At 42.2% G+C, this 22,199-nt stretch carries 21 protein-coding genes and 1 other annotated feature; of the genes, 5 read left to right on the forward strand and 16 right to left on the reverse strand.

The window, feature by feature from the left end; all coding sequences use genetic code 11:
* Positions 1 to 3,075, forward strand: a complete 3,075-nt coding sequence (locus ACXQIQ_RS05770) for an efflux RND transporter permease subunit (protein ID WP_439299723.1) — start codon at positions 1 to 3, stop codon at positions 3,073 to 3,075.
* A gap of 124 nt (positions 3,076 to 3,199) precedes the next feature.
* On the opposite strand, the gene ACXQIQ_RS05775 is transcribed toward ACXQIQ_RS05770, so the two are convergent.
* The gene (locus tag ACXQIQ_RS05775) at positions 3,200 to 3,325 is read right to left on the reverse strand and encodes a hypothetical protein (protein WP_318290060.1); all 126 of its coding nucleotides are present in this window, start codon (positions 3,323 to 3,325) and stop codon (positions 3,200 to 3,202) included.
* 22 nt (positions 3,326 to 3,347) lie between these two features.
* On the reverse strand, positions 3,348 to 3,890 hold the full coding sequence (locus tag ACXQIQ_RS05780) for a GNAT family N-acetyltransferase (protein WP_439299722.1): 543 nt from the start codon (positions 3,888 to 3,890) through the stop codon (positions 3,348 to 3,350).
* A 233-nt stretch (positions 3,891 to 4,123) separates the two neighbouring features.
* On the opposite strand from ACXQIQ_RS05780, the gene ACXQIQ_RS05785 reads away from it, so the two are divergent.
* On the forward strand, positions 4,124 to 4,303 hold the full coding sequence (locus ACXQIQ_RS05785) for a hypothetical protein (protein WP_439299721.1): 180 nt from the start codon (positions 4,124 to 4,126) through the stop codon (positions 4,301 to 4,303).
* 193 nt (positions 4,304 to 4,496) lie between these two features.
* Here the strand turns inward: ACXQIQ_RS05785 and ACXQIQ_RS05790 are convergent, their stop codons facing one another.
* Entirely contained in the window at positions 4,497 to 5,687 is a 1,191-nt protein-coding gene (locus ACXQIQ_RS05790; RefSeq protein ID WP_439299720.1) for a putative glycoside hydrolase, read from the reverse strand.
* Between the two features lie 241 nt (positions 5,688 to 5,928).
* Between ACXQIQ_RS05790 and ACXQIQ_RS05795 the strand changes: the two genes are divergently transcribed.
* Positions 5,929 to 6,465 carry an HD domain-containing protein gene (locus ACXQIQ_RS05795; protein ID WP_439299719.1) on the forward strand — a complete coding sequence of 179 codons (537 nt, stop codon included), beginning with the start codon at positions 5,929 to 5,931 and terminating at the stop codon, positions 6,463 to 6,465.
* 6 nt (positions 6,466 to 6,471) lie between these two features.
* On the opposite strand, the gene ACXQIQ_RS05800 is transcribed toward ACXQIQ_RS05795, so the two are convergent.
* The 7 genes from ACXQIQ_RS05800 to ACXQIQ_RS05830 form a co-directional block, all read right to left on the reverse strand.
* Positions 6,472 to 6,891 (reverse strand): hypothetical protein, encoded by a 420-nt coding sequence (locus ACXQIQ_RS05800; protein WP_439299718.1) that lies wholly within the window; start codon positions 6,889 to 6,891, stop codon positions 6,472 to 6,474.
* Positions 6,892 to 7,004: 113 nt separating this feature from the next.
* Positions 7,005 to 7,859: a DegV family protein gene (locus ACXQIQ_RS05805; protein ID WP_439299717.1), complete on the reverse strand. Its 855-nt coding sequence runs from the start codon at positions 7,857 to 7,859 to the stop codon at positions 7,005 to 7,007.
* 126 nt (positions 7,860 to 7,985) lie between these two features.
* Positions 7,986 to 8,978, reverse strand: coding sequence for an ABC transporter ATP-binding protein (locus ACXQIQ_RS05810; protein ID WP_439299716.1), 993 nt, complete (start codon positions 8,976 to 8,978; stop codon positions 7,986 to 7,988).
* Positions 8,978 to 9,997, reverse strand: a complete 1,020-nt coding sequence (locus ACXQIQ_RS05815; protein ID WP_439299715.1) for an ABC transporter ATP-binding protein — start codon at positions 9,995 to 9,997, stop codon at positions 8,978 to 8,980. Before ACXQIQ_RS05815 ends, ACXQIQ_RS05810 begins: the two co-directional genes overlap by 1 nt.
* Before the next feature lie 19 nt (positions 9,998 to 10,016).
* A complete protein-coding gene (gene opp3C / locus ACXQIQ_RS05820) occupies positions 10,017 to 11,033 on the reverse strand; it encodes an oligopeptide ABC transporter permease (RefSeq protein WP_439299714.1) in 1,017 nt (338 codons plus the stop codon).
* A complete protein-coding gene (gene opp3b, locus ACXQIQ_RS05825) occupies positions 11,033 to 11,962 on the reverse strand; it encodes an oligopeptide ABC transporter permease (RefSeq protein ID WP_439299713.1) in 930 nt (309 codons plus the stop codon). The genes opp3C and opp3b overlap by 1 nt, the downstream gene beginning before the upstream one ends.
* Positions 11,963 to 12,122: 160 nt before the next feature.
* Entirely contained in the window at positions 12,123 to 13,799 is a 1,677-nt protein-coding gene (locus ACXQIQ_RS05830; protein WP_439299712.1) for a peptide ABC transporter substrate-binding protein, read from the reverse strand.
* A 440-nt stretch (positions 13,800 to 14,239) separates the two neighbouring features.
* On the opposite strand from ACXQIQ_RS05830, the gene ACXQIQ_RS05835 reads away from it, so the two are divergent.
* Positions 14,240 to 14,602 (forward strand): DUF3899 domain-containing protein, encoded by a 363-nt coding sequence (locus ACXQIQ_RS05835; RefSeq protein ID WP_439299711.1) that lies wholly within the window; start codon positions 14,240 to 14,242, stop codon positions 14,600 to 14,602.
* A gap of 50 nt (positions 14,603 to 14,652) precedes the next feature.
* Positions 14,653 to 14,898 (forward strand) — a binding site (T-box leader).
* 58 nt (positions 14,899 to 14,956) lie between these two features.
* Positions 14,957 to 15,952, forward strand: coding sequence for a tryptophan--tRNA ligase (gene trpS, locus ACXQIQ_RS05840; RefSeq protein ID WP_439299710.1), 996 nt, complete (start codon positions 14,957 to 14,959; stop codon positions 15,950 to 15,952).
* Positions 15,953 to 16,010: 58 nt separating this feature from the next.
* Here trpS and ACXQIQ_RS05845 read toward each other — a convergent pair whose 3' ends face one another.
* The 6 genes from ACXQIQ_RS05845 to ACXQIQ_RS05870 form a co-directional block, all read right to left on the reverse strand.
* The gene (locus tag ACXQIQ_RS05845; RefSeq protein WP_439299709.1) at positions 16,011 to 16,679 is read right to left on the reverse strand and encodes a type 1 glutamine amidotransferase domain-containing protein; all 669 of its coding nucleotides are present in this window, start codon (positions 16,677 to 16,679) and stop codon (positions 16,011 to 16,013) included.
* Between the two features lie 113 nt (positions 16,680 to 16,792).
* Positions 16,793 to 17,542 carry a YjbA family protein gene (locus tag ACXQIQ_RS05850; protein ID WP_226552150.1) on the reverse strand — a complete coding sequence of 250 codons (750 nt, stop codon included), beginning with the start codon at positions 17,540 to 17,542 and terminating at the stop codon, positions 16,793 to 16,795.
* A gap of 109 nt (positions 17,543 to 17,651) precedes the next feature.
* Positions 17,652 to 17,873, reverse strand: a complete 222-nt coding sequence (locus ACXQIQ_RS05855; protein ID WP_439299708.1) for a hypothetical protein — start codon at positions 17,871 to 17,873, stop codon at positions 17,652 to 17,654.
* Between the two features lie 153 nt (positions 17,874 to 18,026).
* Positions 18,027 to 18,929 carry a glycerophosphodiester phosphodiesterase gene (locus tag ACXQIQ_RS05860; RefSeq protein WP_439299707.1) on the reverse strand — a complete coding sequence of 301 codons (903 nt, stop codon included), beginning with the start codon at positions 18,927 to 18,929 and terminating at the stop codon, positions 18,027 to 18,029.
* A 912-nt stretch (positions 18,930 to 19,841) separates the two neighbouring features.
* The gene (gene fabF, locus ACXQIQ_RS05865) at positions 19,842 to 21,080 is read right to left on the reverse strand and encodes a beta-ketoacyl-ACP synthase II (protein ID WP_439299706.1); all 1,239 of its coding nucleotides are present in this window, start codon (positions 21,078 to 21,080) and stop codon (positions 19,842 to 19,844) included.
* A 21-nt stretch (positions 21,081 to 21,101) separates the two neighbouring features.
* Complete coding sequence (locus tag ACXQIQ_RS05870; protein WP_439299705.1) at positions 21,102 to 22,037, reverse strand: beta-ketoacyl-ACP synthase III; 936 nt, start codon at positions 22,035 to 22,037, stop codon at positions 21,102 to 21,104.
* Positions 22,038 to 22,199: the final 162 nt, after the last annotated feature.

Consider the following 22,199-nt stretch of genomic DNA (forward strand, 5'->3'; position numbering starts at 1 on the left):
ATGAAAATAACGAAACTTTCCGTATTTAGACCTATAGCAATGGGAATGGTCATCCTTTTCATGCTGATCATCGGTGCCGTCAGTGTCCGGAATACACCGGTCGATCTATTCCCTGACCTGACCTTCCCTGTTGCTGCTGTAACCGTAACCTATGAAGGGGCAAGCCCAGAGGAAGTCGAGAAACTGCTTGCCACACCGATTGAAAATATCATGGGAACCATTCCGAATGTGGAGAGTGTTTCTTCTGTCTCTCGTACAGGCGGAGCATTGATCATCGTCTCCTACACCTGGGGGACCGATATGGACTTTGCCGCGCTCAAAATGCGTGAACAATTGGACGCAGTACGTGAGCAACTCCCTGGAGATGCACCTCAACCGAGGGTGCTCCGGTTCAATCCGAATGATCTCCCTATTGTCCGTCTAGGCATCCAGGCACCAGAGGGAGATCTCGTTTCCGCTAAAAAACTCGTCGAGAATGAAATCAAACCGGTGCTCGATTCTGTAGATGGTGTTGCTGCTGTCACCATTGAAGGGGGCACAGAGAAAGTCGTCAATCTTTCAGTCGACCCAGCGGTCCTCAAAGAGTATGGTTTGACAATCGACCAGCTCCGCCAAATTTTAGCAGGAGAAAATGTAACTTTACCAAGCGGAAAAATTAAAGATGAAGGATTGGAATATCCAGTCCGCGTCTACGGGGAATTTGATTCGATCACAGAATTGAAACAGCTCCCGATCCCGACAAAGAGCGGCGTCATCCAGTTGGAACAGCTCGTGGATGTGACCGAAACGACCGCGTCTGCCGATCAGATCAGTTACTTGAACGGCAAGCCGAGTATCGGAATCTCAATCCTGAAACAATCCGGTGAAAACACAGTTACGGTTGCGAATAAGATCGAAGACAAGCTCGACAATCTCAAGTTATCAGAAGATGTTGAAGTCGAGACGATTTTCAACCAAGCGAAATTCATCAAGCAATCGATCAGAGCCGTCATCTATAACATGCTGATCGGAAGTGTGCTCGCTGCAGGAATTCTGTTCTTATTCTTAAGGAACATCCGCAGCACACTGATTATCGGATTCTCCATTCCGATCTCCGTGATGACCGCGTTCATCTTCATGTACTTTTCAGGACAAACCTTGAACATCCTGACACTTGGTGGATTAGCCCTCGGTGTCGGAATGATCGTCGATAACTCGATTGTCATACTGGAGAGCATTTATCGATTACGGGAAAAAGGAGTGCCACTGAAAGAAGCAGCCATCAAAGGAACGACAGAAGTCGGTGGCGCAGTCATTGCATCCACCTTGACCACTGTGGTCGTCTTTTTACCAATTGTATTCGTTGATGGTCTGGCAGCCCAATTGTTCAAACCACTCGCATTAAGCGTGACATATGCGCTGGCAGCCTCTTTAATCACAGCATTGATCATCGTGCCATTGCTCTCATCCAACATGATGACAAGAAAGCAAAGGACCATGATCAGCAAAGAGCGGTTCTTGAATTTCCAAAGACGATATGTGTATATGCTCAGAAAAGCTTTGCGTTATCCAAAAAGAGTCATCATCGGTACAGTCGTCTTACTGTTGATTTCACTATCCGCCATCCCATTCATCGGGACGGAGTTCTTACCGGCACAAGATCAAAGCTTTGTGAATATAAACGTGGAACTCCCTCCTGGTAGTTCCTCTGAAACCACATACAATACGACTGAAAAAATTAACAACAAGCTGAAAGCGATCGAGGAAATCGACTTGTATTACGTTACCATCGGAGGATCGAATGACTTTTCCGTCCAAGCTGGTACGAACAACAACAAAGCGATGTACAGCATTCTTTTAAAACCGATTGCGGACCGGGAAAGATCCGATGTGCAAGTCGCTGAGAAAATCAGGAATGATCTTGATTTCATCAACGAAGCGGAAGTGTCGGTCCAGGCGAGTGACAGCGGCTTTTCAGAGTCTCCAGTCTCACTCGAAATCAGCGGACCTGATTTGCGTACCCTTGAAGTCATTTCCGATCGTGTAAAAGAGGAAATGGCAAAGGTCGATGGCATCCGAGAAATCGAGTCCAATTATGAAACCGGAAATCCGTTGGTAGAGATTGAAGTGAACCGGAACAAAGCTTCGAGCTTCGGATTGACTAGCGCACAGGTATCCCTTGCGATACAGAATGCGACAAACGGTAAAGTGGCGACTGCCTTCAACCGGAATGGAGATCAAGTGGACGTCCGAGTAAGAGTCGACCCGTCTAAGCTGGAAACGGTTGAAGACCTTGAGGAGCTCCAAATCGAATCCCCGACTGGAGAACTCGTGGAATTGGGAGCAATTGCGGACATCAAACCCGGTAAAGGTCCTAGCCAAATCAATCGAACCGATCGGCTTCGGGAAATCCGAGTTTCTGCATCCATTCTGGATCGTGACCTTGGAAATGTCGTGAAAGATGTGAAAGAACAATTACGTGAAAATGTATCCCTTCCTCCTAGTTATGAGATATCTTTCGGAGGACAGAATCAACAGATGAATGATGCATTCTTCAAGCTGAGCGGTGCATTGGCACTCGCTATCGTCCTGATCTATATGGTCATGGCTGGCCAATTTGAATCGTTCTTCTATCCATTCATCATCATGTTTGCCATACCACTCACGGCAATTGGCATTTTGTTCGGACTGGTGGTCACGGGGCAACCGTTCGGCGTAGGCTCACTCGTCGGTATTCTGATACTGACAGGAATCGTCGTCAACAACGCCATCGTGCTAGTCGACTATATCAACCAGTTGAAGCAAAGAGGTCTATCCACATCAATTGCGATCGTACGTGCGGGAAAAGCACGCTTGCGTCCGATCATGATGACGGCACTCACAACCATACTAGGGTTGATCCCTCTCATGCTGGGTATCGGTGAAGGGACGGAGATCCAGCAGCCTATGGCGATCGTCATTGTCTTCGGTCTCCTGTTCGGAACATTAATCAGTTTAGTATTCATCCCAGTCATCTACTTGCTGTTTGACCGTGTAAAAGAAAAGCGTGCAAGAAGAAAGCAACAAAACCAGGATGAACCACTATTAAATGAATAAACGAAAGAAGAGGCGCCTGTCATGCGCCTCTTTTTGTCGTCAAATATGTAAAAAGAGGCTTAGTCATAAGTGGTCATTCACTCATGACTAAGCCCCCTGTTTTTTCAGTAAATCAGAATAGAGTTTAGGCAGTATGCTTCGATTGGGATGCTGGTCCTTTTGTCGGTTTCGGAGTCCAGCCTGGTAGCCTGTTTCTAAGAAGATCTTTCAACCATTCGCGTTTCTTCTTATTTTTAGTACGGCGTTTCATACCATCACCGCCCTTTCCTTGCTTACTCTTCAAAGGTGAGAACGTCGTCTACATCCTGATAAGATTTACCGTAAATCTCCACATCTTTATACGTGTGGATCTTCTCATACGTTTTCTTCATGCTTTCATATACCATTTCTTCAGACTCATCTTTCGGAGCCCAGAATAGGATTTCCATTTCATTAATTTCATTCGTTGCTAATGAACGGCGTCGGTAACCGATTGATTTGGCGTGGACGAAACCTTCACGCTTATAAAAGCGCTGTCTTTTTTCCGTATCAGTATCTTCGTAATCGACGGGTTCCACTTCCAAGATGATCGGCTTACCCTTATTCTTCATTTCTTCTAACAGTTTGTGACCAATGCCTTGTCCACGGGCAGCTCCCGAAACGTAGATGTAATCAATGAATAGAAAATCTTCGAATTCTGCATACATGAGGACATGATGTTCACCTTCGTCTTTGTGATAGACGTCCCCTTGTTCCTTCAACAATAGCTCCATGTGTTTCTTCGACTTCATTTCTTCCACAGGAAAGTACTCGTTTAATTTCTCGTACCAGTTCATTGATCTATCCTTTCTTTTTTGATTCTTCTCTTCCATTATAACACAACCTCCGATTCCATTTTTCAAAGTATTCGTAATTTGGATGAAATGAACTATTTTTATGTCGAGATTAAAGTATTAGGCGTTCAAGGTATAATCAGTTAATTATTTCCCCTCTTTCCTTCCAACGAAACTTCTTTTACAATAGTAGTATTAGAAAAATGTGGATGTTACATACAAGGGAGGACTGCTGGATGGACTTTTTCATTGATATGACACTTCTAGGTCTTTTCATCATCGGGTTGACTGCATTCATGGGAATCATCACTCATGGTGTAGCCGCAAAGCTTTTTGGGCGGGGAAATGCAAAATTCTTCTTGAATAAAAGTAAAGGAACGCAAACAGGATGGCGTAAAGTACAAAGACGCCCATAAAGACTTAAGAAAATTGCTATAGGATAATTATAGAAACATCTTGTGCAAATTAATTGGAGAGTAAGGTGCGAGACTCCAGCGGGCTCACCGCACGCCCCGCGGAAAGCGAGCACCTGAATCGGAAATCAACTTCCTACAAGAACAACAAAATTTGCGAAAACAAAAAAGCTGGCCAGCGGCCAGCTTTTCTTCATTACGGCGTATAATCTACATTCGGTGTATAGGTGTTACCTGCATCCCACAGGAGGAATTCCTTGATGCCATTTTCATTCAAAGCCCTGATCTGCGCTTCCACTTCTGCCTTTCCATAAACCCTGTAATTCCCAGCACCTAGATAGGAGGCTGTGAAATCTTGGATCCATGGACGGGATGTTGGTGGATTTTCAAGCTCAGCCAACTTTTTGTTTTCCATTTTCGCGTACTCCGTAACCAATCGATATGGCTCGAGATCCGGCTTTGCAATTCCGAAATACGACGTCCAGTGACTCGGATAGATCATAGATGAAATCACATCCACATGGCTGGCGATTTTCGTGAAGTTCTGTCCGATACCCGGCGCTTCAGGCAATGTCGCAGTGTAACCGAAGATATCCACGGAAACGTCAACATCATACGGCTCGAGCTTTCCTTTCGCATATTCTACGAAATCAGTGACCGCAGATACTCGTTTCTGTACATTCTCCATATCGAGCTTCGCGTAGTCACCCATGTTGTATTGAAGCGTTGTGTCTCTCTTCTCAAATCCTTCAGGGAATCTTACATAATCGAACTGGATTTCCTGGAATCCAAGCTTCGCAGCTTCTATAGCGATCGCGACATTATAGTCCCAGACTTCTTTCATGAATGGGTTGACGAATGCTTCCCCACGTCCATTCTTCCAGATCGCATTTCCGTTCTTAAACGATAATTCCGGCTTTTGACTTGCTAACACGGAATCCTTGAATACAACAATCCGTGCAATCGGATAGATTTTTTCTTTTTCTAAAGTTTCAAGCATCTTTCTAGGATCCTTGATATAAGGCTGACCAAATGAATGCATCGGGGAAGATTCATCTGGTATGTATGTGATGTTCCCTGTATCATCCTTGATATCAATGACCATTGCGTTCAGATCCGTACCATTGATCAACGATATCAATTTCTCAAACCGGCTGCCCCCAGCAGAGTGACCCGTTACATAAATACCTCGTACAGCATCTGGATATTCAAAATTCAGACCAGAATCATAGACGAATCGAGGCATTTTCTCTGGTAATTCTCTCTTCATTACGTGTGATTCAATTCCTTGATGATATGCTACTTTTTGTTCCGGTTTTTCGTCAGCCATCTCCCACGACGGGAACGACAGCAGGAACAACGACATAATTACTTTGATCATCCCCATATTCCGTTCCTCCCCTGTTGTTAATCCTATAGATACTATTATAAAAAACCAATCTTTTCATGAGAAGTAACTTTCGACATATATTTCATCAATTTTCCTATTTTGTTATGGAAATTACGATTATTGTAAGAAAATTTCTGTTGACAGGTTTTTGTCAACTATGCGTTTATTTTTTTCTTGAAATGGTCTACAAAACATGCTATATTGTTGAACAATACACTCAAGAACAGGAGGTATACCCATGCATAAGCCTACATTGTTGGAAATTTTCAATCATCCTAAAACACAAAAATACATTCAGCGTTCAGGAGTTGTGCATGCGATCGCCTCTAGTTATCATGCTTTCAAAATTGCACAACGCTTTGGTGTCGATCCTGAAATGGCTTGTAAAGCAGCTTTGCTCCACGATATCGGTCACTACACGTGGTACCGTGATGGTGAGTGGGACTTCGAGCTTTATAAAGCGAACGATATCCATGCCATTAAAGGTGCAGAACGGGCACATAAAATCCTGATTGAATTAGGGGAAAAAAGAGAATCTGCGAAGGAAATTTCATTAGCGATTCTCCTGCATACCGATTCCTATCTACCTCAGGGCAGCTTGCATCTCAGCCCATTGCAAAAGGTTGTGAAACTAGCTGATGAAGCGGATGAAGAGCCGAACGGCAACCATCATTACCGTACCATTGCGCATGACAAAGCTGTCGAGCTAATTCTGAAGCTTGACAACAAAATCCAAGAAAGTAAAGGCGAAACAACGTTTCAACAAACCAGTTGATCCTCCTCAGGACAAATAACAGTAATTCGTTGTTTTGTCCCTTTCAATCATGTTACAACCCAGTTCAGTGCTTAACTGGGTTCCGTCCACTTCCCCATCATATTGAAATTGAACTTTGACCATCTTGAGATATTTCGCTTTCTTCACCGCAAATTCCAGTAGTTTTACCTCTAATGGGAAGGAAGTCTTCTCTTCATTGATGTATAGACTTTTGATACCAAGGGTGTCTGTCGTGTGATCGATCATGTACCACAATAAACCTACCCAATCATCATCGTTTGAAAATATATAGATCTCCTCATTTTCTCTTAAATGAATCGAATGCTCATCCAATTCGGCAGCAAAAGCTGGAGTGATTCCGTTCTCACGTATTAGTTGTAGCAAAAAATCACGATCCATTTCCGGATCATACTGATAAAAAATCATCACCCAACCCCCTTCTCTACCATTTATACGATTATTTAACATGTATTATACACAAGCTCATTGATATCCTGCCTTTAAGAACATAAAAAAACAGCTCTCTAGAGAGAACTGTTCTAAAATTTGATGAAACCAATCAACTTTTCTCCACCGTAAGTTCCAATGACACTTCCGAGCTTGATACAACGGATCTTCTTGAAGGAGTCTAGAGAAAATTGTTCTTTGAACGTATCAAAGACGACCTGTCTTGATGGATAACTGTGCACGATGAATAGCTCTTCGTGGTTATCTTTCCATTCCTGGACCATCTCAGACAACTTTCGGATCCCCTTCTTCTTTCCTCGGAAATTTTCAAGTGTTTCGACTGCGCCATCTTTTACCTTCAACAGAGGTTTGATGCTCAGGAAATTCCCTACTTTTCCTTGTAATGTAGAAATCCTTCCACCTTTAGTAATGTTTTCGAGCGTTTCAAGAAGGATGATTCCGGCTACACTTTTCTTCCGTTCTTCAACTTGAGAATGAACCTCTTCGGCCGAAAGACCTTGTTTCACCAAATCATCTGCATACTCCAGTAAGTAAATGACACCAGCGGACACTGTGCCTGTATCAACGACATACAGCTTGGATTGTTCTTCATCTGTCAGCATCTCTTTTGCGACATTCGCACTTTGATAGGTGCCACTCAGTCCACTCGCCATCCCTAAATAAATGATCGTATAACCTTCATTGATCAGTTTGTGGAATGTGTCATAGAACTTTTGTGGAGCTGGTTGACTCGTTTTTGGAAGTTCTTTAGCACTACGCATCTTATCATAAAACTCTTCATGGGTGATGGTGATCCCATCTAAATAAGTGCCTTCATTTTTGAAATCTACATTTAATGGGACAACATGAACCGGACAAGATGTTTCGATGACATCTTCCTGACCAAGATAATCGCTCCCACTATCTAATACAAATGCAATAGACATATACTTTCCTCATTCCTGTTCAGACTATCTCTTATTATCCTAGAGGGTTTTTTGATAAATTACAACTACTTTCAATCAAAAAGAAAACGATCTCTTTTCAGAGATCGTCTCTTGTACGTTCAATTATTAGTTTTCTTTCACTTCGTCATCGTACAAGTGACACGCAACATAGTGTCCTTCACGTGCTTCTTGCCATTTAGGAACGACTTTCGCACATACGTCCATTGCGTGAGGACATCTTGTACGGAAACGGCACCCGCTTGGAGGAGAAACTGGACTTGGTACGTCTCCCTCAAGGATGATTCGTTCACGACTGCGTTCCAATTCAGGATCTGGAACTGGAATTGCAGATAACAATGCTTGTGTGTAAGGATGAAGTGGCTCGTTGTATAGCGTATCACTATCAGCCAACTCAACAAGGTTGCCCAGGTACATAACACCTACACGGTCACTGATATGCTTAACCATAGAAAGGTCATGGGCGATAAACAGATATGTGAGACCGCGTTCACGTTGAAGCTTCTGCATCAAGTTGACAACCTGAGCCTGGATAGATACATCCAATGCGGAGATCGGCTCATCAGCAATGATGAAGTCCGGATCTACCGCAAGAGCACGTGCGATACCGATACGTTGACGTTGTCCACCACTGAATTCGTGAGGATAACGGTTCGCGTGTTCTTTGTTCAAGCCGACTGTCTCAAGCAATTCATATACTTTGTTCAATCGCTCTTCCTTCGACTTGGCAAGACCGTGGATATCAATACCTTCTGCAATGATATCTTTTACGGTCATTCTTGGGTTCAAGGATGCATATGGATCTTGGAAGATCATTTGCATCTTACGATTGAACTCTTTTAATTTCACTTTATCTTTCTTTCCGTGAACATCTTCGCCATCAAATGTGACTGAGCCGTCAGTTGCTCCGTAAAGTCGGATGATTGTACGCCCAGTTGTCGACTTACCACATCCGGACTCACCAACGAGCCCTAACGTTTCACCTTTATAAATGTTGAAAGAAACATCATCAACTGCCTTTAGATGTTGTCCTTTCCCCATGTTGAAATACTTCTTCAGATTCTTTACTTCAACTAATACTTCTTTTTCTTGTGTAGACATTAGCGTGCACCCCCAACAGTTGCCTCAGCAGGTTTTTCTACTTTAGGTGCTCTTTCATCAAGTAGCCAGCATGCTGCTTGGTGTGTACCTGAAACTTCTGTTGCTTCTGGCATATGATCCACACAAACTTGCATTGCATGAGGGCAACGAGCTGCAAATGGGCATCCTTTCGGAGGATCGCTCAAGTCTGGTGGTGAACCAGGAATTGCAATCAGCTCAGTGCTAGAATCTCCTACTTTCGGCATTGAAGCCAATAGTCCCCAAGTATATGGATGTTGTGGCTTATAGAAGATTTCATCAACAGTTCCTGTTTCTACGATTTGTCCACCGTACATGACTGCCACACGTTGAGCAGCATTTGCTACGACACCTAAGTCATGCGTAATCAAGATAATAGCTGTACCCGTTTTATCTTGCAAGTCACGCATTAGGTCTAAGATCTGTGCTTGAATCGTTACGTCTAGTGCAGTTGTCGGCTCATCGGCAATCAAAATCTTCGGATTACAAGCAAGTGCAATCGCGATGACGACACGCTGTCTCATACCACCAGAGAACTGGTGAGGGTATTGCTTCAAGCGTGATTCTGCATTCGGAATACCAACTAGTTTCAACAACTCGATCGCACGAGCTGTCGCTTCGGACTTCGACATCTTCTGATGAATTCGAAGACCTTCCATGATCTGATTCCCGATCGTCATCGTCGGGTTCAGTGAAGTCATTGGATCCTGGAAAATCATAGAGATCTCAGAACCTCTGACTTTTTGCATTTGACGCTCTGAATATTTGGCTAAATCTTTTCCTTCGAAAAGAATTTGACCTTCTTTAATACGACCAGGCGGGTTTGGAATCAATCGCATGATACTTTTGGAAGTAACGGATTTACCAGAACCAGATTCACCTACGATCGCTAAGGTTTCCCCTTTTGTTAAATCGATATCGACACCTCTGACCGCCTGGACTTCTCCAGCGAAAGTGTCAAATGATACGTGTAAGTTTTTTACTTCTAATATCTTTTCCATACTCTTCACCCACCTTCTACTATTCTCTCATTTTAGGATCTAGTGCGTCACGTAATCCATCGGCTACAACGTTGAATGCAATCATGATCAAACTGATTACGATAGATGGATAGATCATTTGATAAGGGAAAATCTGCATATTTCTGTACCCCTCATCAATCAACGTTCCTAATGATGCCAATGGCGCCTGCAATCCTAATCCGATAAAGCTCAAGAATGCTTCGAAGAAGATTGCAGCAGGTATCGTAAACATCGTGTTGATGATGATGACACCTAGTACGTTAGGAATTAAGTGTTTGGATATGATTTTGTTATCCGAAGCACCCAAAGTACGTGCAGCTAATACGAATTCTTGTCCTTTAAGCTTCAACATCTGTCCACGCACAATCCTCGACATTCCTATCCAACCGGTTATCGTCAAGGCGACGGTGATGGATATTATACCTGGATCCAGTACGAGGATCATCAATATTACAACGACCAAGTTCGGGATACCGATCAAGATCTCAACAATACGTTGCATGACGTTGTCGACACGTCCACCGTAATAAGCGGAAATACCACCGTAAGCTACACCGATGACCATATCAATTGCAGCAGCAAGCAATGCAATGTAAAGAGATACTCGAGTTCCTTGCCAGATACGAGTCCACTGGTCACGGCCCAGTCCATCAGTACCGAACCAGAAGTAAGTTCCTTCTTCCTGGCCTTTCAATTCATACATGTCGTTACCCATCTCATCTTTACCATCCATGATTCCTAGATTTTCAATTCCAGGAACTTTCGCTGGTAGATTCGCACGGGATAGATCTTGCTCAGAGAAAGAATATTGGTTCATCATAGGTCCAAAGACTGCGAGAATCGTAAGGGCTAGTAGAATGATACAACCAACGATAGCAGCCTTGTTCTTACGAAGACGGATCCAAGCATCTTGCCAATAGCTCAAACTTGGTCCGGCAATCTTTTCACTTTTTTCACTATCTAAATTAGCAGGCTGAAACAGTTCATCAGTTAAATAGTCTTCACGTTTACTCATTACTCTTTCCCTCCTGCTAAACGAATTCGTGGGTCAATGACTCCATAAAGGATGTCGACGATCAAAATGATCAAAATCAAGAAGAATGAGAAGAATAAAGTCGTTCCCATGATTACTGGGTAATCATTAGTTGTGATGGAACGGACGAATTGTTCTCCTAGTCCTGGAACTGCAAAGATTTTTTCAATGACAAGCGTACCAGTCATGAGTCCTACTGCTAGTGGTCCCATGATCGTGATAAGTGGAATCAACGCATTTCGGATACCATGTTTGAATACGACTGCAAAACCACTTACACCTTTTGCGCGTGCGGTTGTGATGAAGTCTTGATTCATGACTTCTAGCATTTCTGTACGTGTGAAACGAGCTGATATTGCAATGACGAATACAGCTAAGGCAATAGTCGGAAGAACAGAGTATTCCCAACCTTCCCAGAATGCGACTGGGAACCATTGTAATTTAACACCTACATAATACTGCAAGAGTGCTGCAAATACGAAACTCGGAATCGACTTACCGATTACTGCTATCAAGGTAGCACCGTAATCCCATACTGTGTTATATCGGACTGCCGAAACGATTCCTAATAGAATTCCAAAAATCGCACCGAAAATGATTGCTTGAATACCTAACTGTGCAGATGGACCGATACGATCCAAAATCAGTGTCGTCACTTCACGACCATCGAATTGAAATGAATTACCTAAATCTCCAGTTAATACGTTACCCATATACTTAATATATTGAATAGGGACGGGGTCATTAAGCCCATATTTCTCAAGTATGATCGCTTCTTGTTCAGCAGATAGTTTTTCCGCATTGCTCAGGGGCGTCCCTGGCATGATCTTCATGAGGAAAAACGTCGCTGAAGCAATGAGGAGCAGTGTGATTACCATATAAACCACACGTTGAAAGATATACCCTTTCATCCTCTTCCACCTCCATGTTGTTCTCCTGAATACATTAATAAATAAAAGGATTTATTATTTTCTAAAAATTATCCGTTAACAGGAAAAGAGAGTATACGTCATTCAGGACGACATATACTCTCCTGATACTCTCCTGATTCTGACTAATCAGTGCTTATTCTTACTTCTCGATATAAGCCCACTTATAGCTATAGTCAGGTCCAAATGAGTGAATCGGTACATTCTTCACATATGGCTTCCAAAGTTGGGAAGTTCCACGTTGGTAAAGTGGTCCGATTGCAGCATCTTCTTCAAGTAATAGTTTCTCAGCTTCTTGCATTGCTTGGAAACGCTCTACAGGCTTGTCAGCAAGTTCGTTCTTCGCTTGTTTCACAAGCTTGTCATACTCTGGGTTAGAGTAGCCCATCTTGTTGTGACCACCGTCAGTTACCCAAAGGTCAACGAAAGTCATAGCGTCAAGATAGTCAGGACCCCAACCAGCGAATTGGATGTCGTAATCTTGTGCTTCATCAAGCTCTAGACGTTGCTTAAATGGAACGTTCTTGAGATCGATTGTCAAACCAGGAAGAGCTTCTTCCAATTGGTTTTTGAAGTAGTCTTGCATCTTCATAGCTGTTTCAGTGTCTCCACCAAGGATTTCAAGTGTTACGCTATCCTTGCCAAGAGCTTCTAGACCTTTTTCCCAATGTTCTTTAGCTTTATCTTTGTCAGTCTTCAAAAGATCGCCATTTCCTGCGCGGAAGTCTTCACCTGTTTCAGGATGTGTAACGAAGTCCTGTGGTACAGAGAAGTATGCAGGAATAGATCCATTGTTAAGGATTACGTTTACTAGGTCTTCCTTGTTTACTGCCATGCTCAATGCTTTACGTACGTCAACGTTCGCTAATGCTTCGTTACGAGTTTGGTTATACTTGAAGTAGAAGAGTACCGGCTCTCCGTAAGATTTGAAATCTTCGTGATCCTTGTACTTGTTAACGAATTCAGAAGATAGACCTGCACGATCGATCTTTCCAGTTTCATAAAGGTTAACTGCAGTTGCAGGGTCTTTAACAACCTTTACGTTGATTGTTTCAAGCTTAACGTTTTCAGCATCCCAGTAGTCAGGGTTCTTCTTAAGTACCCATCCTTCTTCGTGCTTCCAATCAGTAAGCAAGAATGGTCCGTTATAGATTAGGTTTTCGTCTTCAAGAGCGTATTGATCTCCTTGCCCTTCAACGAATTCTTGATTTTGTGGTAAGTATGTTGCGAATGTAGTCAAGCTTAGGAAGTAAGGAGTTGGACGCTCAAGTGTTACTTTCAACGTCTTCTCATCTACAGCTTCTACACCTAGTTCTTCTGGCTTCATGTCACCAGCAGTGATTGCTTCAGCGTTCTTTACAGGACCCATGATGAATGAATATTGTGAAGCAACTTCAGGGTCAACTGCTTTTTGCCAAGAGAATACGAAGTCCTGTGCTGTTACAGGAGTTCCGTTTGACCATTGAGCATCACGTAGTTTGAAAGTGAATACTGTTTGGTCTTCGCTTACTTCGTGACTTTCAGCGATACCAGGTACCGGCTGGTTGTCTGGACCTAAGCGATAAAGTCCTTCCATTGTTTCGTTCATAACTTGGAAAGCTACAGCATCTGTACCTTGTACAGAATCCATAGTTGGGATCTCTGCACTCTCAAGAATGTTCAATACTTGAGGTACATCTGTGTTACCTTCTTTACCTTTGTCTCCATCGCCGCCATTTTTGTCTCCGTCAGCGCTATCTCCGCCTCCAGAACATGCAGCTAGGAACATGCTCAACACTAGAGTTAGTGTTAGCAGCAATGACCATTTTGACTTCTTCATGCCTTAATGACCTCCCCTAAATATTGGTGAAATGTAGCGAACGCCGCCCCGAAAAATTGTCAGATTTTTGAGGAATTTCGTTCACAATTTGTATTATACAAGTTTTCGGACTATTTTGCATGTGTTTTTTTAATATATTTTACAAAAAGCCCATGTTCATTACGGTTTCATAACAAAAATTAGGACTATATACCCACTTTAAATATGCGCGTATTTGGGTATACAGTGCGTAAAAATTGAAGATTATGTATACGGATGATGTGTAAAGATTGATATATAAGCATTTTGAATATAAAAGAATGCATATCATATGCATTTGTCGTTCATTCGCAAATCTTCTGACAAATTACAGGTGTTGCTCCTATGTAAAGATGTGTATGAATCGTTAAGATATTGCTTGATTCTATCATTATCGTGTATCATCGACTTGAGGTGACACGATGAACTTAATAAAACGATCCATATATGCTTTGATCATTCTGTTAATAGTAGGTGTAGGTGCAGGATTCTTCTATTACGATAATCTAACCTTTGTTGCTGTATTGAATTCTGTATTCATGGTATCACTCGCCTACATTATGCTTGGTTGTCTGATGTTCGTTGCTAGGGGGGGATTTTTTGATGCTATCACTCTTAGTTTCAGACGTTTTATGAAGAAAGGCACCAAATACGGAGATATAATGGATGATGTAGAACGAATGGAGTTACCATCGGAGGTCTTCGAATATAAAGCCACAGAACCTCTACTGATTTCCGGTATCATTGCCTTTTTGGCAACCGTTCTGATCTCCTTCAACATTTAGTGTTGCATTTGATAATCCATTTGTATATACTATCGATAATCTAAAATTTCACACATGCGATGAGGAAGAAAAGTACACTTCACACCCTTTTCAAGAGAGTCTGTGGTTGGTGGGAACAGATAAAGGCTGGAGTAGAATGGGCTTCTGAGCATTCAAACCGAAATAAGAGTAGGCTTTGACGTCCAGTCCAGACGATATCCAGGACACTCTGTCTGCAGATCAAGCACGCAGAGAACTGAGTGATTCTTTATCCGAAGAATAATTCTGGGTGGCAACGCGGTGCAATCGTCCCAATAATGACGATTTGCGCGGCGTTTTTTATTTTGTTCAAAAATTTACAAGGAGTGAAAAGACATGTCCGTCATTTTCTCAGGTGTCAAACCAACCGGATTTCCTACACTAGGGAACTATTTAGGAGCTTTGAAACATTTCGTTACGTATCAGGAGGAACACGATTGTTACTTTTGTGTAGTCAATCAACACGCGATTACGGTTCCTCAAGATAAGTTGGAACTGCGTGACAACACGAGGAAGCTCGCAGCGCTTTATCTTGCGATCGGAATCGATCCACAGAAATCAACGATTTTCATTCAATCTGAAGTACCTGCCCACACGAAGATGGGATGGATCATGCAATGTGTATCCTATATGGGTGAACTTGAGCGCATGACTCAATTCAAAGATAAAGCGGATCAGCGTGTCGGCGTATCAGCTGGATTGCTGACTTATCCCCCATTGATGGCATCAGATATCTTACTTTACGGAACAGATATCGTACCTGTCGGTGATGATCAGAAGCAGCATCTTGAGCTGACAAGAGACTTAGCAGAGCGCTTCAACAAACAATACAACGACATTTTCACTGTACCGGAAGTGCACATCCCTAAGGTTGGCGCACGAATCATGGATCTTGGAAATCCGTTGAAAAAAATGAGTAAATCCGATGAGAACGCAGCAGGTTATATATCCATGCTGGATGATGAAAAAACAATCATGAAGAAAATCAAACGAGCCACAACAGATTCTGAAGCAAGAGTGAAGTTTGACAAAGAAAACAAACCTGGCGTTTCAAACTTGTTGACGATCTATTCCCTCTGTTCAGGGAAATCGATTGAAGACATTGAGGCGGAATATGAAGGAAAAGGCTACGGTGACTTTAAGGAAGGTGTGGCTAATGCCGTCATCAGCCAATTGAAACCGATCCAAGAACGGTATCATGAGCTCCTGAATTCTGAAGAGTTGGATGACATTCTTGATCAGGGTGCTGAGAAAGCGGATCGCGTGGCCAATAAGATGCTTGCGAAAGCGGAACGAGCAATGGGCTTAGAGCGCAAAAGGAAGAAGAAATAAAAGAGTGACCGTTAAAAGGCAATTTTTAAGCCTTGACGGTCACTTTTTTTAGTCCATTTTATTGTTCATTGAGCGCTTCAATGAATTTTAACGCGGTACTTTCGCTCGACATTGGATTTTGACCCGTAATGAGGTTCCCATCTCGTATAGAGAAGTCGGTCCACTTGTCTCCCCTTACGAACTCTCCACCTTTTTCACGAATTGCAGTTTCTAGCAGAAACGGCATCTCTTCGGTCAATTGCATTTCATGCTCCTCTTCATCTGTAAAGGAATTGACCGTCTTACCTCGTACGATAGGAGTGCCATCTTGATAAGTGACATTAACGAGACCCGATGGACCATGGCAAACGGCTCCAATAACTTTATTCTCATCTGCCAGTTTACCGATCAGCTTTTGCATAACTACATTTTCTGGGAAGTCGAACATTGTACCATGTCCACCTGGTAAAAACACAGCGTCATATCCTGCGGCTAATTCTTCTTCTGATAAACTTTCCGTATTTTCCAATTGTTTGCGCGCCTCATCATAGTCTGCATTAGGTTCCTCCGGAATACTGTTCGGATCCAGAGGAATGTTGCCACCCTTCGGGCTTCTCACATGAATTTCATAGCCCTGTTTTTCAAATAGGTTGTAAGGAACAGCAAATTCTTCAAGCCATAGTCCGGTCTCTTGTTCATCATTTATCTTGTCTGCATTCGTTACGATCATCAACACTTTCTTAGACAAAGTAATACCTCCTTCAAATAGTAGAAGCTTTACGTTGCCAACATTCCCTCATGACCGTAATCATAAACTTCATTTTCATTTCACACAAAGATAGCTGACTCGTTTCGAGTCAGCTAATTTACGTGTGTTCCTTTTTCAAGTTCCCATATTTTCTCAAAATAGGGTTGCCCTTTAATCAACCTTTCACAGATTGTCTGATGCTTCGATGTCCACCCCTGAGATACTTCCATATACAATGCTCTCCAAGCTTCTTCAAAGCTCATATCTTGAATGGAGGAATACTTTTCAGGAAACCATTCTGTATACCAGTATCGGGCTTCAGCGGTGTTCGCACTGGAATACATTTGATCCAATGCCATGAACAGTAGTTGTTTGAGCTGCCTCTCTCTTCTGGTCAGCCCTTTCATGTTTTGCGGGTCTGGTGAAAGAATGTGGTACTCTTTTTTGTGGAACTCATCTGTATCGAATGTATACGGCTTCGGATCCAACTCCTCTGCCATTTCATATACGAGTTGTTCCTGTCTTGGAATCATCCGGCTTTTCCGTATCGGAATTCGGTAGCCCATCGTATCGATGATCATACATTTCCGACCATCCGTTGCGATGAAACAATACTCGATTTGCTCTCTCTGGTTGTTCTTCCGAATATAGCTCTTATTCTTTACTTCTTCCAACAGCTCATTCGGTAGTTCGCTCAAGTCATTCTCTATGTAGTTTAGGAGAGGCGATTCCATTTTAATGATTGGAACTTGATCAAGAAGCTCAATGAAATCTTCTTTTCGCCATTCGTGAAATTCACAGACATTATAGCCGTTCTCTTCGCCTTCGAACCAGTTTACCCAAACATCTCTCAAGTACAACATGTATACCCCTCACTTTACAGGATTTACTGTTTGTTAAAATCAGTATAGTCAGAGGTAAAAGAATTTATTCTATTAACAGACATTTTCCGTCGACAAATGTATATCGCCGTCATTCATCTGAATTGTTTTTCATAGAAGGAAGATAAATACTCCCCCAGATCAATGCCAGTCCAATAAGAAAAATCATAAGCTCTACTCTTTTGAAAATAAACATGAAATAGTTCGCAAATCCATGACCTGTCGTAACTAAATTCAAAAAGGCGATCAGACTGACGCCACCAGAAACGGCAAAACTGAATCCGATCATTAGAATGAAGAATCGAAAAATCAAAGCCCTCATCTCCTATACGAGTGCTTGTACATGGTTAGTTCACTATATGGAATTAGTCACGATGTTATGCCATTTTTTATTAAAGAAAAACGACTTTCTTCTATTATATGTATACAAAAAAAGAGCTGATTAAAATCAGCTCTCTTCCGTATCTTATTCTTCTTCTTTATCGTCGTCTTCACCCGATGTTGCTATTACTTCTTCTAGTCGATCAGGGAAGTTCGTAAACATTCCCGTCACGCCCCAATCAATAAGTTTTTTCATATCTTCTTTTTCATTGACTGTGTAAGGATGAATTTCAAACCCATGAGATCGAACTTTCTCCACATACGTTTGATCAATCTGCGAATGGTTCATTCCTAAGCCCATTGCATATTGCTTATAGGTTTCCAATTCTGCATTGGTAATCGTTGCAGGATTCGTATACCAGAGAAGTTGAACGAGTGAAAGATCTGGATTAAGGTTATGAAGTTTTTGTAGACTAGCTGGACTGAACGATTGGATCAACACTTGGTCAGAAGGTACTTCCTCTCCAATCAGACCATGCTTTTCTAACGTTTCAAGCAATTTCTCTTCCATCCCTGGATAAACCTCTGGAGATTTCGTTTCGATATAATATTGTGCTTCAGGTCCGAATTCTTTTAGTACTTCATCCAATGTCGGTACTTGAAGTCCTTCATATTCCGGTTTAGCATATTCAGGATACTTCTCATTGAACCATGATCCAGCATCCAACTCTTTAATTTGAGCGAGCGTATGGTCCTTGACCAATCCTTGCCCATTGGTTGTACGATCAAGCGTTTCATCATGCATTGCAATCAAATGACCGTCTTTTGTCATTTGCAAGTCGATTTCAATGTAATCTCCACCCATTTTTTCACCTAAAGCATAGGATGGCAGGGTATGTTCAGGCGCATGACCTGAAGCGCCACGGTGAGCAACGTTCAAGATGTTCTTCTTATCATCCGAGTCATTGTCGTCGGCGAAGACCGCGTTCGTCATTCCCGAACTGATGAATAATATCAAACCTAAAGTCAAGATGATGGCTTTTTTCATATTTTCTATCCCTCCAAATCTGTATTACACAAACTACAATAATGGAGGGATGTTAAGGCGGTGTGGGGAAATGCTAACAGTTCGTTTTCACCATTGTGAATTTTCTAAAGAAATGAAGGTTTACGGACATAAAAAAAGAGGCTGAGTTATTTTAACGGGGTCTGATACCTGTCACAAAACCGTGATTTACTTAAGAAATTGCATATGGAAATGCATAGATAATTTCACTGTATTTCATATCGTATGAGATAAAAAATAAGCCGAACTTTCAATCCATTACGGATTGATGTGCGGCTATTATTTTATTCCAGTTTTTTAAACTAAAGCGCCCGATAATTGATGAAGAATGACTAATTTATAATTCTAACGGACATTGAGGACCTTATTTCTATAATTTATACATTTTCACTAAACTTAACGGACATATGATACCTTATTTGGTCCAAAATCATCAAAAACAATATACTTTTTAAAAAATAGCGGATCTGATGTCCGTTTGCACACCGAAATTAGCGTATTTGTCACAAATAACGGATCTGATGTCCGTTAAACCCTATCTCCCCCACCTTCAACAATCCTGTCCTTTTGTTGAATAACAATAAGTTTGTATCTAAGTACACTTTTAGCATATTATCCATATAATTTTTAAAAATTTTGATTACCTTCCGCATTCTAACAAAAACAATTAATAGTAAAATCTGCAAACATACAGGGGATTTTGTAAGGTTACAAATTCGTATGCAAATGATCAAACAATTTAACGTTCTATTTGAGCAATAATCCTTATTTATCAACAAAAATAGTGCCTCAAATTGCTATGCAATTCGGGGCACTATTTAGTCAACATATTTTTTGTTTGTGATAGATAACCGAACCCGTTAGAGTTATTTCAGCCTCTTTTCTGGCATCGTTTTATTCTGCAAATTTCTTGAACAAGAGTGCTACATTGTGGCCTCCGAATCCAAGTGAGTTACTCATGACAGCATTCACTTCTGCACGACGTGCTTCATTCGGAATGTAGTCCAGGTCACATTCTGGGTCCGGTGTTTCGTAGTTGATGGTTGGCGGCATGATATTATTCTCAATTGCCTTGATGGATAATACAGCTTCCAAGCCACCAGCAGCCCCTAACAGGTGACCAGTCATCGACTTCGTCGAGCTGATTCCTAATTTTTGAGCATGCTCACCAAAGACCGTCTTGATTGCTGCGGTTTCGTATTTATCGTTGAAATCCGTACTTGTACCATGCGCGTTCAAGTAACTGATTTCTTCTGGCTTGAGCCCAGCATCTTTTAACGCGATGTTCATGGCACGGACTCCGCCTTCTCCGCCAGGTGCTGGTTGTGTGATATGATGTGCATCACCTGTAGCACCGTAACCGACGATTTCTGCGTAGATCCTTGCGCCTCGTTTTTGTGCGGATTCCAGTGATTCCAATATAAGAATCCCCGCACCTTCACCCATGACAAAGCCATCACGGTTTTTATCGAATGGACGGCTTGCAGACCCTGGGTCTGGATTCGTCGACAACGCTTTGGAAGAAGAGAATCCAGCTAATGCCATGTTCGTAATCGGTGCTTCTGAACCACCAGTAACCATGACATCTGCATCGCCACGTTGGATCGCTTTGAACGCATCACCAATCGAATTGGCGCCGGAAGCACATGCTGTTACAGTACAAGAGTTGATTCCTTTTGCTCCTAACATGATGGACACTTGTCCAGAAGCCATATCCGGAATCATCATTGGAACGAAGAAAGGACTCACACGGCGTTGGCCTTTTTCCATGAACACTTTGAACTGCTCTTCGTAGGTTTCCATTCCGCCGATTCCGGATCCAATCCATACACCGACACGTGGTGCGATTTCTTCCGTAATTGTCAAATCTGCATCTTTTACAGCTTGTAAGGAAGCAGCGATCGCAAACTGGGTGAATCGGTCCATCTTACGTGCATCTTTACGATCCAAATATTGTTCGGGATCGAAATCAGTGGCTTCACCCGCAACCTTTGCAGGAAATTGCTCTTTGTCGCGGCGTGTCAGTTCACATATACCAGATTTTCCATTTACTATATTATTCCATGTAGTTTCTGTATCGTTTCCTACTGGAGATACTGTACCGAGTCCAGTAATGACAACTCGTTTACTCATTGTAACTTCAGCTCCTTACAACTATTTTCCCCATCTCAATGCTACGGCACCCCAGGTCAAGCCTCCGCCGAACCCTACAAGTACCAATACGTCTCCATCTTTAATCTTCCCTTCTTTCAATGCTTCAACTAAAGCAATCGGAATGGATGATGAAGAAGTGTTCCCATATTTACTTACTGTAACTGCCATCTTTTCTTTCGGTAAATCAAGTCTTTCTCGCGCTGCTTCCATGATCCGGATGTTGGCCTGATGTGGGATGAGGAAGTCTACATCTTCCTTGCTCAGTCCAGCCTTCTCCACAACTTTCATAGAAGATTCAGGCATTTGTCTTACCGCAAACTTGAAAACTTCACGACCGTTCATGTAGAGGAGATCACCATTTTGATACAAGTGTTTCGCTCCAGAACCATCCGAGCCCATGTCAAAGGATAGAATCCCTTTATCACTCTCAACAGGAGCAATGACAGCTGCACCTGCACCATCACCAAAAAGGACTGCCGTATTGCGGTCTTCCCAATCTGTGATTTTAGACAGTTTTTCTACCCCTATGACGAGTATGTTTTTATATGTTTCCGTTTGGATGAATTGCTTTGCTGTAATCATACCATAAATGAAACCAGCACAAGCTGCACTTAAGTCCATCGCAACTGCATTTTTTGCACCGAGTCGTTCCTGGATCAGGCATGCAACAGACGGAAATCCATAATCCCCAGTGACCGTTGCAACTAGAATCAAGTCGATTTCGCTTGCTTCTAGACCAGCATCGTTCAAGGCTTCTTTAGCTGCAAGCTCTGCCATATGGGAGGTATCCATTTCCTTATCGGCAATTCTTCTTTCCTCTATACCAGTCCTAGTGCGAATCCACTCATCAGACGTATCAACCATACGTTCAAGTTCTTCATTGGTCATCACACGTTCCGGGACATATCTGCCAATTCCGATAACACCTGCGTTCATTTCATTACCCCTTTTTGTATGACTTCAGTAATTCACATTCCATTAGTATCTTATATTATGACTTGGTACTAATTTTAATCCATATTCGTGTCATTGTCCAGATAAATTGTTCATATACAGAGAGAAGCTAATAGAAAAACCTTCCGCATTTTAGCGAAAGGT

The organism is Pseudalkalibacillus sp. Hm43, assembly GCF_054170705.1.

What these genes read in the sequence shown, in the direction of transcription:
- ACXQIQ_RS05770 (WP_439299723.1), top strand. Translation starts at nt 1, where the DNA reads ATGAAAATAACGAAACTTTCCGTATTTAGACCTATAGCAATGGGAATG.
- ACXQIQ_RS05775 (WP_318290060.1), bottom strand. Translation starts at nt 3,325, where the DNA reads ATGAAACGCCGTACTAAAAATAAGAAGAAACGCGAATGGTTGAAAGAT.
- ACXQIQ_RS05780 (WP_439299722.1), bottom strand. Translation starts at nt 3,890, where the DNA reads ATGAACTGGTACGAGAAATTAAACGAGTACTTTCCTGTGGAAGAAATG.
- ACXQIQ_RS05785 (WP_439299721.1), top strand. Translation starts at nt 4,124, where the DNA reads ATGGACTTTTTCATTGATATGACACTTCTAGGTCTTTTCATCATCGGG.
- ACXQIQ_RS05790 (WP_439299720.1), bottom strand. Translation starts at nt 5,687, where the DNA reads ATGGGGATGATCAAAGTAATTATGTCGTTGTTCCTGCTGTCGTTCCCG.
- ACXQIQ_RS05795 (WP_439299719.1), top strand. Translation starts at nt 5,929, where the DNA reads ATGCATAAGCCTACATTGTTGGAAATTTTCAATCATCCTAAAACACAA.
- ACXQIQ_RS05800 (WP_439299718.1), bottom strand. Translation starts at nt 6,891, where the DNA reads ATGATTTTTTATCAGTATGATCCGGAAATGGATCGTGATTTTTTGCTA.
- ACXQIQ_RS05805 (WP_439299717.1), bottom strand. Translation starts at nt 7,859, where the DNA reads ATGTCTATTGCATTTGTATTAGATAGTGGGAGCGATTATCTTGGTCAG.
- ACXQIQ_RS05810 (WP_439299716.1), bottom strand. Translation starts at nt 8,978, where the DNA reads ATGTCTACACAAGAAAAAGAAGTATTAGTTGAAGTAAAGAATCTGAAG.
- ACXQIQ_RS05815 (WP_439299715.1), bottom strand. Translation starts at nt 9,997, where the DNA reads ATGGAAAAGATATTAGAAGTAAAAAACTTACACGTATCATTTGACACT.
- opp3C (WP_439299714.1), bottom strand. Translation starts at nt 11,033, where the DNA reads ATGAGTAAACGTGAAGACTATTTAACTGATGAACTGTTTCAGCCTGCT.
- opp3b (WP_439299713.1), bottom strand. Translation starts at nt 11,962, where the DNA reads ATGAAAGGGTATATCTTTCAACGTGTGGTTTATATGGTAATCACACTG.
- ACXQIQ_RS05830 (WP_439299712.1), bottom strand. Translation starts at nt 13,799, where the DNA reads ATGAAGAAGTCAAAATGGTCATTGCTGCTAACACTAACTCTAGTGTTG.
- ACXQIQ_RS05835 (WP_439299711.1), top strand. Translation starts at nt 14,240, where the DNA reads ATGAACTTAATAAAACGATCCATATATGCTTTGATCATTCTGTTAATA.
- trpS (WP_439299710.1), top strand. Translation starts at nt 14,957, where the DNA reads ATGTCCGTCATTTTCTCAGGTGTCAAACCAACCGGATTTCCTACACTA.
- ACXQIQ_RS05850 (WP_226552150.1), bottom strand. Translation starts at nt 17,542, where the DNA reads ATGTTGTACTTGAGAGATGTTTGGGTAAACTGGTTCGAAGGCGAAGAG.
- ACXQIQ_RS05860 (WP_439299707.1), bottom strand. Translation starts at nt 18,929, where the DNA reads ATGAAAAAAGCCATCATCTTGACTTTAGGTTTGATATTATTCATCAGT.
- fabF (WP_439299706.1), bottom strand. Translation starts at nt 21,080, where the DNA reads ATGAGTAAACGAGTTGTCATTACTGGACTCGGTACAGTATCTCCAGTA.
- ACXQIQ_RS05870 (WP_439299705.1), bottom strand. Translation starts at nt 22,037, where the DNA reads ATGAACGCAGGTGTTATCGGAATTGGCAGATATGTCCCGGAACGTGTG.